Source organism: Myxococcus hansupus, from assembly GCF_000280925.3.
In the GTDB taxonomy this organism is placed as follows: Bacteria; Myxococcota; Myxococcia; order Myxococcales; family Myxococcaceae; genus Myxococcus; species Myxococcus hansupus.
In genome coordinates this window covers 6,915,978-6,931,248 of the sequence record NZ_CP012109.1, presented here as the reverse complement: position 1 = coordinate 6,931,248, position 15,271 = coordinate 6,915,978, and the positions used below count along the sequence as shown (strand labels likewise).

At 71.1% G+C, this 15,271-nt stretch carries 8 protein-coding genes; 6 read left to right on the top strand and 2 right to left on the bottom strand.

What is annotated here, in order from left to right; genetic code table 11:
- The first annotated feature begins 14 nt into the window (after positions 1–14).
- From priA to def, 3 genes are all read left to right on the top strand, one after another.
- The gene (gene priA, locus A176_RS27010; RefSeq protein ID WP_082282843.1) at positions 15–2,402 is read left to right on the top strand and encodes a replication restart helicase PriA; all 2,388 of its coding nucleotides are present in this window, start codon (positions 15–17) and stop codon (positions 2,400–2,402) included.
- 15 nt (positions 2,403–2,417) lie between these two features.
- Complete coding sequence (locus A176_RS27005; RefSeq protein WP_049872394.1) at positions 2,418–9,212, top strand: hypothetical protein; 6,795 nt, start codon at positions 2,418–2,420, stop codon at positions 9,210–9,212.
- A gap of 89 nt (positions 9,213–9,301) precedes the next feature.
- A complete protein-coding gene (gene def / locus A176_RS27000) occupies positions 9,302–9,829 on the top strand; it encodes a peptide deformylase (RefSeq protein ID WP_002635498.1) in 528 nt (175 codons plus the stop codon).
- On the opposite strand, the gene nth is transcribed toward def, so the two are convergent.
- Positions 9,789–10,559 carry an endonuclease III gene (gene nth / locus A176_RS26995; RefSeq protein WP_002635499.1) on the bottom strand — a complete coding sequence of 257 codons (771 nt, stop codon included), beginning with the start codon at positions 10,557–10,559 and terminating at the stop codon, positions 9,789–9,791. The genes def and nth overlap by 41 nt on opposite strands.
- A gap of 13 nt (positions 10,560–10,572) precedes the next feature.
- Between nth and ltaE the strand changes: the two genes are divergently transcribed.
- Positions 10,573–11,598: a low-specificity L-threonine aldolase gene (gene ltaE / locus A176_RS26990; RefSeq protein ID WP_002635500.1), complete on the top strand. Its 1,026-nt coding sequence runs from the start codon at positions 10,573–10,575 to the stop codon at positions 11,596–11,598.
- Between the two features lie 139 nt (positions 11,599–11,737).
- Positions 11,738–12,742, top strand: coding sequence for a M23 family metallopeptidase (locus A176_RS26985; protein ID WP_044889375.1), 1,005 nt, complete (start codon positions 11,738–11,740; stop codon positions 12,740–12,742).
- Between the two features lie 21 nt (positions 12,743–12,763).
- Here A176_RS26985 and A176_RS26980 read toward each other — a convergent pair whose 3' ends face one another.
- Positions 12,764–13,033: an HU family DNA-binding protein gene (locus A176_RS26980; RefSeq protein WP_002635502.1), complete on the bottom strand. Its 270-nt coding sequence runs from the start codon at positions 13,031–13,033 to the stop codon at positions 12,764–12,766.
- Between the two features lie 1,371 nt (positions 13,034–14,404).
- On the opposite strand from A176_RS26980, the gene A176_RS38870 reads away from it, so the two are divergent.
- Positions 14,405–15,265 (top strand): hypothetical protein, encoded by an 861-nt coding sequence (locus A176_RS38870; protein WP_063787460.1) that lies wholly within the window; start codon positions 14,405–14,407, stop codon positions 15,263–15,265.
- The last annotated feature ends 6 nt before the right edge of the window (positions 15,266–15,271 follow it).

Below are 15,271 nucleotides of genomic sequence, written 5' to 3'. Positions count from 1 at the left end.
TTGAAGGGAGAGTCATGGAACAGCGACCCTTGTGGAGCGGGGAGGACGCGGCGCCTTCGAAGGCCCCCACGACGCGGGGTTCCAGGACGGTGCGCACCTCCGGTGTGAAAAGCCGCCGGGAACTGTCAGAGCCCGCCGTCGCCGCTACAGTGCGCGCCGAAGTGAGCGCTCCCGTCCTGGCCTCCATTGCCGTTGGCCGCCCCGTCCGGGGCGAATTCACCTACACCTTGCCGGAGGAGCTGGCGGGCCGCCTGGAGCCCGGGCAGCGCGTGCTCGTGCCGTTTGGTCGAGGCACGGCGCTGGGCTTCTACCTGGGGCCCGCGTCCCCGCCGCCCGGCGAGAAGGTGCGGCTGAAGGCCGTCCAGCGCGTGCTGGAGGATTCGCCGTCCCTGCCCAAGGACCTCATCGCGTTGCTGCGCTTCGCGGCCGTGCACTACCGCTACCCGCTGGGCGAGGTGATTCGCGGCGCGCTTCCCCCGGGCCTGTCGAAGGCGGTCGAGGAGAAGGAAGCCAAGCCGGACGTGCAGCACTTCGCGGTGGCGCTCGTGAACGAGGTGCCGCCGGAGCTGTCGCGGGCGCCCGCGCAGTCCGCCGCGCTCGCCTACTTGCTGGCCGTGGGAGGCCGCGCGCCGCTGGAGGAAGTGGCCCACGCGATTCCAGGCGCGCGCGAGACGCTGAAGAAGCTGGCCACGCGCGGCTTCGCCAAGCTGGAGGAGAAGACGGTGGAGGCGGGGGTGAAGGAGGGCCTGATTCAGGGCCGTCCGGACCACCTCACGCCGGAGCAGGCCGCGGCGGGCGTGGAGCTGCGCGCGGCGTTGGACGCGGGCGCCTTCCAGCCCTTCCTGCTTCACGGTGTCACGGGCAGCGGCAAGACGGAGGTGTACCTGCGCGCGGCGGAGCATGCGCTGACGCTGGGGAAGGGCACCCTCATCCTCGTACCGGAAATCGCGCTGACGCCGCAGCTCGTGGGGCGCTTCCGCAGCCGCTTCGGCTCGGAGGTCGCGGTGCTGCACTCGGCCTTGAAGGACCGGGAGCGGCTCTTCCACTGGCAGGCACTGCGGCGGGGCGACGTGAAGATCGCCGTGGGCGTGCGCTCGGCGGTGTTCGCGCCGGTGAACAACCTGGGCCTCATCGTCGTGGACGAGGAGCACGACCCCTCCTTCAAGCAGGAGGAGAAGCTGCGCTACCAGGCGCGCGACCTGGCCGTGGTGCGAGGCAAGCAGGCCAGCGCGGTGGTGGTGCTGGGCTCGGCCACGCCCGCGCTGGAGACGCTGGAGAACGTCAACCGCGGACGCTACCGGCTCCTGGAGCTGAAGCGCCGCGTGGACGACCGGCCCATGCCCTCCATTGAAATGGTGGACCTGCGCCTGGAGCGGCCCCGCGAGGGCGTGGTGACGGAGGAGGCGCCCATCCTCAGTCCGCCGCTGCTCGCGGCGATGGAGGAGACGATTGGCCGGGGCCAGCAGGTCATCCTCTTCCTGAACCGCCGGGGCCACAGCACCGTGCTCCTGTGCGAGGTGTGCGGCCTGTCACTCAAGTGCAGCGAGTGCGACGTGTGCCTGACGCACCACCGCTCGCAGAGCCGGGTGGTGTGTCACTACTGTGGCCTGGCCATGCCCGTGCCGGAGCAGTGCCTGGAGTGCACGGGGCCCATGCTCAAGCTGGGCATCGGCACCGAGCGCGTGGAGGCGGAGGTCCTGGAGCGCATTCCCACCGCGCGCGTCGCGCGTCTGGACCGGGACTCGGCCACCAGCGCGGAGCGGCTGACGGAGATGCTGGCCTCGTTCGCGCGCCGGGAGCTGGATGTCCTGGTGGGCACGCAGATGGTGGCCAAGGGGCACGACTTCCCTGGCGTCACGCTGGTGTGCGTCGTGATGGCGGACACGTCCCTGTCCATCCCGGACTTCCGCGCCGCCGAGCGCACCTTCCACCTGCTCACCCAGGTCGCTGGCCGCGCGGGCCGGGGCAAGGACCCGGGGCGGGTGCTGGTCCAGACCTACAACCCGGACGCGGAGCCGGTGCGGCGGGTGCTGGCCCACGACTTCAGCGGCTTCTCGACCCAGGAACTGGAGTGGCGCAAGGCGCTGGCCTACCCTCCATATTCGCGCATGGCCGCCGTCCGCCTGGAAGGGGAGCACCCCGAGCAGACGGCGAGCGTGGCGCGCTCCCTGGGGAACCTCGTCTCCCGGAACATGCCGCCCGCGTCCGCCGGGGTCCGTTTGCTGGGCCCGGCGCTGGCGCCCATCTCCCGCATCCGAGGGAAGACGCGCTGGCAGTTCCTCTTGAAGGGGCCAACGCATACGGCGCTCGCCCCGCTGCTCGCCCGGGTGGAAGCGGCCCTGGCCGAAGTTCCTTCCACCGTGAAGGTCGTGATCGACGTGGATCCGGGAGCCATGCTGTAGACTCGTGGCCCCCCCATGGGCGCACCGGTCCTTCTCGTCCACGACGACATCGCCAATATCGCCGCCGTGCGGCGTCTGCTCACGCGTGACGGCTACGAGGTCATCCTCGCCACGTCCGCCGCGGATGCCCTCATCGCGTACGGGCACCACCTGCCCGTGCTGCTCGTGCTCGCGCCCGGCGTGGAGAGTGGCCGCGGCCACCTGGTGCTGGAAGAGCTGCTGCAACACCCGGACGGCAAGTCGGCCCGGGTGCTGCTTCTGGGCGAATCCATCCCCGGCTTCAGCGCCCCCGTGGCGCCGCTGCCGCTGGAGGGCGCGGCCTTCATCTCGCTGGTGGATTCCCTGGTCCGGGCCCCCGCGGATGCGGCGGATGCCTGGCACGTGGTGGAGAATCGGCGGATGCCCGCGTCCGCGGGTGGCGCCGGGGTGTCGAGTGGCGCTGACGGCGAAACGTGGCATGCGACGCCGCCTCCCGCGGTCGCTGGGGACGCCGCGCTGGCGAACGCGCTCTTCGGGGACCTGGCTCCGTTGCACCAGACGGACTGGGAGCTGGCGGCGATGACGGACGCGGAGCGCACCGCCCACGTGGCGGAGCAGCAACGCGAGCATCACGGAGCGTCCGGTTCGAGCACGGCCTCGGAGCCCGAGGTGGAGGCCCCGCCGGTGGCCCCCGAGCCGGCTGCGTCGGAGGACTCGGCGGACGGGTGGGGAGAGCCGTCTTCGGATTCGGATTCGGATTCGGATTGGGGCTCGGCGGTGAGCGGCGCTGCGCCCGGGGAAGGGGCGTACCCCGGCTTGTCTCGGGGGCATGCGGCGGAGCCGGAGGGCATGGAGGCGGAGCTGCGGGCTCAGGCGGAGCGCCTGGCCGGGCTCGACGACGCATCGGAGGCGGACGGAGAAGTGCCTCCGGTCGGGCAGTTGGCTTGGACGGAGGAGCCCGTCACCCAACCTGGGCCTGCTGCGCCTCGACTCGGGGACGAAGGCTTCTTCGACGTGGAGACGCCGGAGGCTGGCACGCGGGATTCCCTCTCCGATGCGGAAGCGGAGCTGGCGGCCATGCGCGGTGGCCCTGTCGCCGAGCCTCTGCCCGCCACGGATGGCACCCCCTGGACGGAGCTGCCTCCCGACCCGGAGATGGCGTTCGCTGGCCAGGCGCCGGAGGCGTCGTGGGCCGGAGTGGGGGATGCGCCCGGAGAGGCTGCGTCTGGATGGGAGACGGAGGCTTCGAAGCAGGGTGGCTCGTGGAGCGCGTCGGCGGCACCTGAGGCGGATGACTCCTGGGCCACGTCGGCAGCACCTGAGGCGGGAGCGGAGTCGGATGCCTCCTGGGGCGCGTCGGCGGCACCTGAGGCGGATGACTCCTGGGCCACGTCGGCAGCACCTGAGGCGGGAGCGGAGTCGGATGACTCCTGGGCCACGTCGGCCGCACCTGAGGCGGATGCTTCCTGGGGGGCGTCTGCGGCACCTGAGGCGGGAGCGGAGTCGGATGACTCCCGGGCCACGTCGGCAGCACCCGAGGCAGGAGCGGAGTCGGATACCTCCTGGGCTGCGTCGGCGGCACCCGAGCAGGGAACGGAGTCGGACGATTCGTGGGCCACGTCGGCGGCACCTGATGCTGACGACTCCTGGGCCACGTCGGCAGCACCTGCTGCGGGCGCGGAGTCGGACGATTCGTGGGCCGCCTCGGCGGCACCTGCTGCGGGAGCGGAGTCGGACGACTCTTGGGAGGCATCGGACACCCCCGCGTCTTCGGATGTGGCGGGGGCGGCGTCAGCCTCCTTGGATTCGGGCGATGCGTCAGAGAATGACGCGGTCGCGGCGGCATCGGATGCTTCTTGGGGGGACGGGTCGGACCCCTCTGCGTCGGATGGTTCCTGGGAAACGGATCCGGCTGCTTCTGTGCCAGGTGGTGTGGCGGGGACGGAGTCGGCCACTCCCGGGTCGGACGATTCCTGGGGAACAGCGGCCGCGAACACGGAGTCGGAAGACGCCTGGGGGACGGAATCCGCGCTTGGCGATTCCGCGGATGCGTCGGATCCGACCGCCGGTGACTCCGCTGACGCGTCGGAGCCAGATGCCGCGGCGGTGTCCGCGTCCAACTGGGAATTGCTGGAGGCGGAGCTTCAAGCCGCGGCGTCGGGTCACGAAAGTGACGACGCGGAGGCCGGCTCTCCAGAGGCCGCCGAGACCTCGGCAGCAGCGGGTGTTGGCGAAGACTGGTTCGACTCGGAACCGGAGTCTTCGGCGCCCGCGCCGAGTGTTGGCGCTGACTGGTTCGACTCGGAAACTGAGGACACGCGCTCGGCGGAGCCCGTGGCCAAGCCGGTTGAAAGTCCGCCCGTGGCGCCCGCCGCAGGCGGCTTCGCGGTCCCCGCGCTGATGGCGCAGTGGCAGGCTCAGCAGGAGGAGGCCGAGCGCCAGCTCGAAGAGGCCCACGCACGTGTGCACTCCGTCTCCGCGGAATTGGAGCAGGAGTCCGCGCGGCGCCGTGAAATGGAGCAGCAACTCCAGGCGCTCCAGGAACGCCTCGCGACCGAGGAAGAAGAACACTCTCGCGAAGCGGTGCTCCGGGCCGAAGCCGAGGCCGAGCTGGAGACGCTCCGCCAGCGTGAGTCCGAGGCTCGGGCGCAGCGGGACTCGAGTGTGTCGATGGACGCGGCGGCCAAGGCCGTCCTGAGTCGAATCGAGCAGTCGGCGGGAGACGTCGACGCGCTCTCGGCCCTGCGCGCGGAGCTGGAATCGCAAGTCACCCTCCGCACGGAAGCGGAGGCCTTCACGGCTGAAGTCGAGGCCCTGGCGCGGCAGGCCGAGGATGCACGTGCCGAGGCGGAACTCCGGGCCATCGATGCCGAGGACCGAGCCAATGCCGAGGCCCAGGCTCGCGAGGCCGCGGAGACGCAAGCCGCCGCTGCGACCCAGGCGCTGAAGGCGCTCGAAGCGCGCCTGGAGGCGGAGGCGGCGGGGCGCGTCGTCTCGGAGGTCCGCGCAGAGTCGGAGTCGAAGGCGCGCGAGGTCGCGGAGCGCCGGGTCGAGTCCGCCGAAGGCCAGACGTCGGTGTCGGAAGCGCGCATCGATGCGGAGACCCGTGCCCGCGAGGCCGCGGAAGCCCGGTCCGAGGTCGAGGCCGCGGCGCGGCTCGAAGCCGACATTCGCGCGCAGCAACTGGCGCACGCCCACGCGGAAGCCGAGGCCCGTGCGGACTTGGCGGCTCGGGAGCAGGCCGAGGCCATCGCCTTGGCCCAGGCTGAAGCGGACGCGCGAGTGGATGCGGAAGCGCGTCTGGAGGCCCTCACGGCCGCGCTCGCCGAGGCGGAGGCTCGGGCGCAGGGCGATGTGGACACGCGCGTGGCAGCGGCGGCAACCGCGTTGGCGGAAGCGCAGGCGCGGGCCGAGATTGAGTCCTCGGCGCGCGCGGACGCGGACGCACGTCTGGAGGCCACGGCAACGGCATTGGCCGAGGCGCAGGCGCTCGTGGAGATTGAGTCCGCGACGCGGGCCGATGTGGAAGCACGTCTGGAGGTCACTGCAACCGCGTTGGCCGAGGCGCAGGCGCTGGCTGAAATCGAGTCCTCCGCGAGGGCTGAGGTGGAAGCGCGCCTGGAGTCCGTGGCGACCGCCCTCGCCGAAGCGGCAGCCCGCGCGGAAATCGAATCTGCGGCCCGAGTCGACGCGGAAGCGCGCCTGGAGTCCGCGGCGACGGCCTTGGTCGAGGCGCAGTCGCGAGCCGATAGCGAATCCGCGGCCCGAGTTGAGGCCGAAGCCCGTGTCGCAGCGGAGTTCTCGGCTGGAAGTGACGCGGAGTCGCGCGTCCGGGCTGAAGCGGAAGCCCGAGCGGCCGCCGAAGCGCGCGCCGACGCTGAAGCAACCGCCCATGCGGAAGCCGCGGCGCGCGCGGAGATTGAAGCTGCGGCGCGCATGGAAGCGGAGGCCCGTGCCAACGCTGAAGTGACTGCGCGTGCAGAGGCCGAAACCCGAGCGAACACGGAGGCGGCCGCACGGGCCGAAGCGGAAGCCCGAGCGACCGCCGAGGCCGAAGCGCGAGCCGAAGCCGAAGCGCGCGCCAATGCGGAGGCGGAGGCTCGCGAGAACGCGGAAGCCACCGCGCGCGCCGAAGCGGCAGCTCGAGTCGAAGCCGAGTCAGCCCTCCGCGCGGACCTCGAAGCCCGAGCCAACGCTGAGGCGACATCCCTCGCCGAAGTCGAAGCCCGCGCGAGCGCTGCGACGACATCCCTCGCCGAAGTCGAAGCCCGCGCCAACGCTGAGGCGACTGCTCGTGCCGAAGTCGAAGCTCGCGCCAACGCTGAGGCGACTGCTCGTGCCGAAGCCGAGGCCCGCGCCAACGCTGAGGCGACTGCTCGTGCCGAAGTCGAGGCTCGCGCCAATGCCGCGACGACAGCCCTCGTCGAAGCGGAGGCCCGCGCCAACGCTGAGGCCGCCGCTCGCACCGAAGCCGAAGCCCGCGCCAACGCCGCGACGACAGCCCTCGTCGAAGCCGAAGCCCGCGCCAACGCTGAATCAACTGCTCGTGCCGAAGCCGAAGCGCGCGCCGACAGCGAAGCGTCCGCTCATGCTGACGCCGAGCGCCGTGCCGAGCACGTCGCACACGCCCGAGTCGACGCCGAAGCGAGCGCCGAGGTCGAGTCGAAGGCTCGGCTCGACGCGGAAGCCCGCGCCGCGAACGAGTCGAAGGCGCATCAGGACGCGGAAGCCCGCGCCGAGCGCGAAGCCGAGGCCCGTGCCGAAGCCGAGGCCCGCGCCGAGCGCGAGTCCAAGCTCCGTGCGGCCATCGAAATCCGCGCGGAAGGTGAAGCCACGGCCCGTGTGAACGCGGAAGCCCGCGCCGAGCGTGAAGCCGAGGCCCGCGCCGAAGCCGAAGCCCGAGCCGAACGGGAAGCCGCCCTGCGCGCCGAGGCGGAGACGCTCGCGAAGACCGAAGCCGCGACCCGCGCCGAACTCGAGGCCCGGGTCGCCACGGAGGCCACGCGCCGAGCCGAAGCCGAGGCCCGCGCCGAACGCGAATCCGAGGCCCGCGCGGAACAGGAGTCCCGGCAGCGAGCCGAAGCCGAGGCCCTCGCAGGGAAGGAAGCCGAGCAGCACGCCGCCGAGCAGGCACGTGCCGAGGCAGAAGAAGCGCACCGCGCCAGCGTCGCCGCCCAGGCAGAAGCCGAGGCCCAGAAGCGCGCGGAGCTGGAGTCCCGGCTGGAGTCGGAAGCCCAGAAGCGCGCAGAAGCCGAGGCCCGCGCCGAGGCCGCGCTGAAGTCCGCCACCGATGCGGAGTCACGTGCCGAGGCCGAAGCCCAGCGCCGCGCCGACGCCGAGGCCCGCATCCAGCAGGCCACCCAGGCCGAAGCCGAAGCGGCCACCCGCGCGAAGACGGAGGGCCGTCATCGCACCGCCCTGGAAGTGCGCCTGGACGCGGAGGCGAAGCAGCGCGCCACGTTGGAGACGCGGCTCGAGGATGAATCCCGGGCCCGTAACGAATCCGAGTCCCGGCTGCTCGCGGAGAATGCACGCATCTCCGAGGAGCTCGCGGAGCTCCGACTGGAGCACCAGCAGCTTCGCGACAACCTGTCGAAGGAGCGCGAGTCGCGCGAATCCGTCGAGCAGTCCTTGGAAACCCTCCGCGAAGAGAAGGCCCGCGTCGAAGCCGAGTCCGAGGCCCAGCGCGAGCGGAACGAGCGTGAGCGCCTGGAGCTGGAGGAGCGCGCGCTCCGAGACGCCGAGGAAGCCGCCGCACAGGCGAGAGCCTCCCTTCTTCCGCTGGAGGCCCCGCCGGGCCGGCCGGAGCTGGCGGTGGCGCGCAGTGGCAGCGTCACCCAGGACGGCCTGACGAAGCTGGTGCTCCGTCTGTGCGAAGCCCGCATGGAGATGCGCCTGGAGCTGAAGGTGATGAACGCCCTGCGCGTCCTCTGGTTGAGGGATGGCACGCTGGTGGGCGCTGTCTCCTCGGCCCCGGGGGAGAGCCTGGTCGACCGGGCCCGCGCGGACGGCCTCATCGACGCGAGGCAGGAAGGCGAACTGCGGCTGGTGCGCAGCGCCACCACCGCCGCGCTGCTGGAGGCCCTGCGAGGCCGGGGCTACCTGCGCGAGTCCGAAGCCGTGCCCCTGGTCCAGCGCTACACCGAGCAGGTGTTCCTGGACGCCTTGGCGGAGCCCTCGACGCTCTACCGGCTGGTGGCGGAGCCGGCGCCGCACGAAGTGGCGCTCGCCGCCGCCACGCGCCCACCGCTCCACCTGCTGGCCGAGGCCCTGCGCAACACGCTCACCTCCGAGTCCCTCCTCGACGCGGCTGGCGGCCTGCGCGCGCGCGTCACCCGCGGCGACATCCACCTGGCCCCCGGTGACTTCGGTCTGCCCCCGAGAGACCTCCACCTCCTGTCCCAGGTGGACGGCGAGCACACGCTGGAGGCGTTGCTCCTGGGCGCGGGACTGCCCCAGGACTCGGCTTTGAAGTCGCTCGCGGTGGCGCGGACACTGGGGCTCATCTCGCTGGAGCCTGGCGGGGATGACGACGAAGCGGGCGACCTGCCTCCCGAACTGGACGTCCGGCGCCTGGAGGCCAAGTTCGAGGAGATCCAGGACGCGGACTACTTCACGGTGCTCGGGCTGGCCCGTTCGGCGGGGGGCGAGGAGGTCAAACGCGCCTACGAACTCCTGGCCGCCGAGTTCCATCCCCTGCGCTTCGCGGGACATCCGGACCCAGCGCTCCAGCACCGCGCGCAGCAGATTCGCAGCGTGCTCTCCGAGGCCGCGCAGGCGCTGGGGGATGACCGGCTGCGCGCGGAGTACGCCCGGAGCCTGCTCGACTGACGCCCTCCGGACGGACGGGCTCCCGGGCGTGTGGGAAAGCCCATCCGCGGTGGTTGCCCGCCCGCCCCAGGACGGTTAAGACGGCGGACATGGTCCGCGAGATCCTTATCTGGCCCGACCCTGTCCTGAAGCAGAAGGCCAAGCCGGTGGCGAAGGTGGATGACTCCATCCGCACGCTGGTGAAGGACATGTTCGAAACGATGTACTCCGCCGAAGGCGTGGGCCTGGCCGCCCCGCAGATTGGCGTGCTCCAGCGTGTCATCGTCTTGGACACGACGCACGCCCAGCCGGAGCTCAAGCCCGTCGCGATGATCAACCCGGAGATCATCGCCATGGAGGGGGACACCACCTACAACGAGGGCTGCCTCTCCATCCCCGGCGAGTCCGCCGACGTGGATCGCGCCGCCGCCGTCACGGTGAAGTTCCTCGACCCGGATGGCAACGAGCAGACGCTGCGCTGCGAGGGCCTGCTGTCCATCGCGGTGCAGCACGAGGCGGACCACCTCAACGGCACCGTGTTCGTGGACCACATCTCCTCGCTGAAGCGCGAGTTCATCCGCAAGCGGATGAAGCGCCTCAAGACTTCGCGCGAGCAGGGCGCGTCGGCTTCTCCGTAGCCGCCTCGGCCGGTGCGGCCTTCACGCCCTTCTTGGGGCAGAGGTCCGCGACGACGCAGCGAGCACAGTCGGGCGAGCGGGCGAAGCAGGTCCGCCGTCCGTGCCACACCAGGAGCTGGTGGCCCAGTGTCCATCGCTCCGACGGCAGCACGGCCTGCATGTCGGCCTCCACCTTGTCCGGGTCCTCCTTCGTGGTGAACCCGAGCCGGTAGGCGAGCCGCTTCACGTGGGTGTCCACGGGGAAGGCGTCGTCGCCCCCCAGGTGGATGCACACCACCCCCGCCGTCTTGCGGCCCACGCCCGGAAGCTTCTCCAGGGTGTCCCGCTTCAAGGGGACCTGCCCGGCGTGCTCCGCCACCAGCGTCCGCGCGGCCGCGACGATGTTCTTCGCCTTGGCGCGGTACAGGCCACAGGTGCGGATGAAGGGCTCCACGTCCGACGGTTCTGCTTCCGCGTAGGTCTGGGCGGAGGGGAACCGCTGGAAGAGCGCGGGCGTCACGATGTTGACGCGTTTGTCCGTGCACTGCGCGGAGAGCATGACGGCCACCAGGAGTTCCAGGGGCGTCCGGTAGTCCAGCTCGATGCGGGCATCCGGCATGTCCGCGGCCAGCCGGTCCATCACCGTCAGCGCGCGCTTTCGCTTCTCCGCGACCGTCTCACGTCCAGGCACGGCGCCGTTGTATGTCACACCCGCCAGGAGCCCAAGCACCACCCGTTGGGACATGGCCATTCGGGGAGACCCCATGAAGCGCATCGACTTCCGTTCCGACACCGTTACCCAGCCCACGGCCGCCATGCGGCGCGCCATCGCCGACGCGGAGGTGGGAGACGACGTCTACGGCGAGGACCCCACCGTGCTTCGGCTGGAAGCCCGTGTCGCCGAGCTGCTCGGCCTGGAGGCCGCCGTGTTCGTGCCCTCGGGAACCCAGGCCAACCAGCTCGCCATCGGCGCGCATTGCCGGCCCGGGGACGAGGTGCTCACCGAGGCGGGCAGCCACATCCTTCACTACGAAGGCGGCGCGGTGCCCGCGTTGTGGGGTGTGCAGCCGCAGCCGTTGCCAGGACAGCGCGGCCTGCTGACGCCCGAGGCCGTGAGCGCGGCCGTGCGCGAGGACAACATCCACAACCCGCGCACGCGCCTGCTGTCGCTGGAGAACACGCACAACCGCGGCGGCGGCGCGGTGTGGCCCGTGGAGCGCTTCCAGGCCGTCGTCGAGGCGGCGCGCAAGGCGGGGCTGGGGGTGCACCTCGATGGTGCCCGGCTCTTCAACGCCAGCGTCGCGCTGGGCGTGCCCGTGTCGGCGTGGGCCTCGCGGACGGACACGACGGCGGTGTGTTTCTCGAAGGGGCTGGGCGCTCCGGTGGGCTCGGCGCTCGTGGGCCGTGTGGACCTCATTCGCGAGGCGCGCCGTCTGCGCAAGCGCCTGGGCGGTGGCATGCGGCAGGCGGGCATCCTGGCCGCGGCGGCGCTGTATGCCTTGGAGAACCACGTGAGCCGGCTGGCGGACGACCATGCGAACGCTCGCCGGCTGGCGGCGGGGCTGGCCGAGCTGCCGGGCGTGACGGTGGATACCGCGAGCGTGGAGACGAACATGGTCTTCGCCGAGTTCCCCCAGGCCGCGCACGAAGTCGTGGCGCTGCTGGAGCGCCATGGGGTGCTGACGAATCCTGCCGGAGCGCCGCGCACGCTGCGGCTCGTCACCCACCTGGACGTGTCCGCGCGCGACATCGACGAGGCCCTGTCCCGCATCCGCCGCGCGGTGGCCTGAACGCGAGTCCCACCGGCGTTGTGCTTCCGAACACCCGCGGATGTCCACGCCCGGTGAAAGGCGTGTCCCAGAACACCCGGGCACGGACGCGCGGCGTGTGAGGAGCGCTTCGAGCGGGGCATGGTAGGCTTCAGGCGCCGTGCGTCGCCTGAGCCTCTTCGCCCTCCTCACTGCTTGTGCCTGCGCCAACCGTGGCGCGGAGCCGAAGATGAGCTTCGAGGAGCTCTATGCCTCCGCGCCCTCGCGTTCACCCGGGCAGGGTGCTGAAGGCGCCGCGCTTCGGGTGCGCCATCGTGTGCCGGAGTCGTCCTCGGAGCTCCATGCCACGCTGGCCACCTTCTCGACCCAGGCGCAGGCCCTGCGTCAGCAGGTGGCGCGCGGTGGGGTGATGCCGGCGGCGCAGGTGGAGAACTGGGAGCAGGTGACCCTCGCGCTGGACGGCTTCCTGCTGCGCCCCGTGGCGCGCGTGGACTCCAGCGATTTGCTGCGGGCCCAGAGCCTCCTGGAGACCGAGCTGGAGCGGGACGGCTTCACCTACGGCGACATCCCGGCCACGCTGGCCGAGGCCGTCGTGTTGCGCGTGGGTCGGCTGGCCGTGCGCACCGCGGAGCTGCGCCGTCTGGAGCAGCCCCCCGTGGCGGCCGAGGACCTGCCGCCGCGCTTCTCCTGGCCGCTGGAGCCCGTCTCCGTCACCAGTCTCTTTGGCTACCGCTGGCACCCGGTGACGGGCGTCCACCGGCGTCACCTGGGCATCGACCTGAAGGCCACGCAGGGGCAGCTCATCTTCTCGGCGGACAAGGGCGTCGTGCTCCGAGCGGGGCGCAACGGCGACCATGGCTTGCAGGTGGAGGTCCAGCACGAGGGGCGCTGGGTGACGCGCTACAGCCACCTGTCCCGCATCCTGGTGGATGCTGGAGAGGTCCTGGAGCGGGGGAACGCGGTGGGGATGGCGGGAGAGACGGGCCTCGCCACGGGCGTTCACCTCCACTTCGAGCTGTGGCTCGACGGCCAGCCCATGGATCCACTGGAGGCGCTGGGTGACGCCGAGCCTCCGCCGGAGCCCGCCCCACCGGTGGCCCGGGGACCAGCCGTGGGGTACCCCGCAAAGCATCAGGGGCGCCTCCTTTCGGAAGAGCGCCCCTGAGCGAGCCCACCGGATGGGGGCTCAGAGCGAGTTCTTCAGCTCCTTGGCGGGCCGGAAGCCGATGGTCTTCGACGCCTTGAGCTTCATCATCTCGTTCGTCTGGGGGTTGCGAATCTTGCGCGCCTTGCGCGAGCGAACCGACCAGGTCCCAAAGCCGGGGTAGCTGAAGCGGGCGTCCTTCTTCACCGCCTTACCGATGTTGGTGAAGACGATGTCGAGAATCTGCGCCGCTGACTTCTTGGTGAGACGTGTCTGCGCCGCCACCACCTCGACGAGTTCTGCCTTGGTCATTACGCCCCTCCATCCGTTGTCTGGCCTTGAAGTGCTTTAACCCGGCCGGTGGTAACAAATCGCTCTTTTCCCTGTCAATGCCGGCTGCGGTTTGGAGCCGGAAAATCGGCCTCCGGATGAAAAGTTGGCCCTCTGAAACACAGGGCGTAGGAAGGGTGTGGCGCGCCTCTTCCGATACATCGTTGCAAGCCACGCACGGTGAATAGGAAAGAGCTGTGTGGGATCGCGTTTTGAAGAAAGTCTTTGAGATATTGATCGTTTGCGAGGTCGGTCTGATCGCGCGCGGGTGCGGTCATGCGGAAAGCCGCTAGGATGCTTGCTTGCGTGCATTTTCGAACCGTTCTGCCGCTGATCCTGCTGCTGTCCTGCACCTGCCGGAGCCCCGCGCAGCGTGAGGCCGCGCCGCCCGAGCCGGGCCGCGCCGAACTCTGGGTAGACGCCTCGACGGAGGGCCCCGGGGAGGGTTCCCGTGCCCGGCCACTGAGATCGCTAGGGGAGGCCCTGGGGCTGCCCGGGCCGCTCACGGTGCGGCTGGCACCGGGGCGCTACCAGGGGCCTTTCGTGCTGCCTCCAGGGACCCGATTGGAGGGTGGGGGGCCGGGTGTGGTGCTGGAGGGGGCCACTCCTGAAGGCACGGTGCTCCAGGTCGGTGGGGATGCGACAGTGTCGGATGTTGTGGTTGAGGGTGGTGGAGCGGGGTTGGATGTAGCGAATGGCGGAAGGGTGCGCCTGACGCGAGTGGCCTTCCAGGGCCAGCGACTGGGCGCCGTGAAGGTGTCGGCAGGATTCCTCGACGTGGAGGGTGGCCGGTTCGAGGCGGGTCCCACGGCCTCGGTGGGCGTGCTGATCGAACGGGGACAATCATCGGAGGAGTCCGAGCCAGGAGTCTCGGGTGGCGCACCCGCGGGAGCCACGGCCTCCACCGGCGCTGAACCGGCGGACCTCGATGCGTCCGGAGTTGACGGTGCGCGGGTGGATCCGACGACGCAAGGACGGACCGGCTCGGAGGCCCCGCGCGCGGCCCGTGAGGGGCGAGGAAGCGGCGCCCCGGAGCCTTCGAGAGAAGCTCCCGCGACACAGGGGCGTGTTGGCCCGGAGGTCCCGCTCGCGGCGCGTGAGGGGCAAGGACGTGGCGCCCCGGCGTCTTCGCAAGAAGCTCCCGCGACACAGGGACGAGCCAGCTCGAAGCCGCCACTCGCGACCCATGAGGGGCAAGGACGCGGCGACCCGGAGCCTTCGCGAGCGGACCATGCGACGCGGGGACCCTCCGGCGCGGAGGAGCCTGCCAACGGTGATCATCACCGTGTTCCCCTGGCGCAGGCGAGCATCCGAACGAGCACCTTCACCGGCCCCTATCGCCGGGCGGTCCGAGTGCGCGGCGCCGACAGTCAGGTGGTGGTGGAGGACACGCGCTTCTCCGGGCCCGCGACGGCGGTGAGCGTGGATGAAGCGCGGGCGGAGGTGCGCCGTTCCACGGCGGAAGGTGGGCAATCCGCCGCCTTCTCCGTGATGAACGGCATGCTGGTGCTCGACGACGTGAAGGTGACGGGGCACGAATATGCGGTGTCCGCGATGCGGGCCCGCAGGCTCGAGGTGCGGCGTTTCACCTCGGTGCGCGCCTTACGGGCGGGCATGGGGCTGTCGATGTCACAGGCCCAGCTTCGGGACATCGTCGTGCGCGACAGCGGCGAGTACGGCGGGCTTCAGTTCATGGGCGGAGACCTGGATGTCGAGCGCATTCGCATTGAGGGCGCGTCCGAGTACGGCCTGATGGCGATTCGCGGAAAGCTGCGACTTCGCGACGCGACCATTGAGCGAGTGCGCACCTCGGACGGCATCGCGGGGGATGGACTGCACCTGCGCCAACTCGAGGCGGACGTGGAAGATGTCGTCGTGCGCGACGCGCAAGGCGCCTGCGTGCTGGTCGCGCAGGATGCGCGCGTGTCCCTGCGTGATGCGAACCTGCGGGGATGCGGGGCCGTGGGCCTGTTGGTGGACACGTTGTCGAGACTGCGCGCCTCGGAGGTGGAGATTCGCGGAGCGGCGACCGCCTTGGGCGCCCTGGGCGACGGTGAACTCCACGTCGACGGGCTTACCGCGCGGGACCTGGCGGAAGGGCTCGTTCATGCGGAGTGCGGCGGCGCCACGCAAGTGCGCCTGCGGAACGTGCGCACGGAAGACACGAGGGGCCTGTCCGCCGCCTGTGTCCACCGCGAAGCGCCCCCGAAGTAGCCGAGG

Bases quoted from the DNA above. Each gene is read 5' to 3' on its own strand.
- priA (WP_082282843.1), top strand. From the start codon at position 15: ATGGAACAGCGACCCTTGTGGAGCGGGGAGGACGCGGCGCCTTCGAAG.
- A176_RS27005 (WP_049872394.1), top strand. From the start codon at position 2,418: ATGGGCGCACCGGTCCTTCTCGTCCACGACGACATCGCCAATATCGCC.
- def (WP_002635498.1), top strand. From the start codon at position 9,302: ATGGTCCGCGAGATCCTTATCTGGCCCGACCCTGTCCTGAAGCAGAAG.
- nth (WP_002635499.1), bottom strand. From the start codon at position 10,559: ATGGCCATGTCCCAACGGGTGGTGCTTGGGCTCCTGGCGGGTGTGACA.
- ltaE (WP_002635500.1), top strand. From the start codon at position 10,573: ATGAAGCGCATCGACTTCCGTTCCGACACCGTTACCCAGCCCACGGCC.
- A176_RS26980 (WP_002635502.1), bottom strand. From the start codon at position 13,033: ATGACCAAGGCAGAACTCGTCGAGGTGGTGGCGGCGCAGACACGTCTC.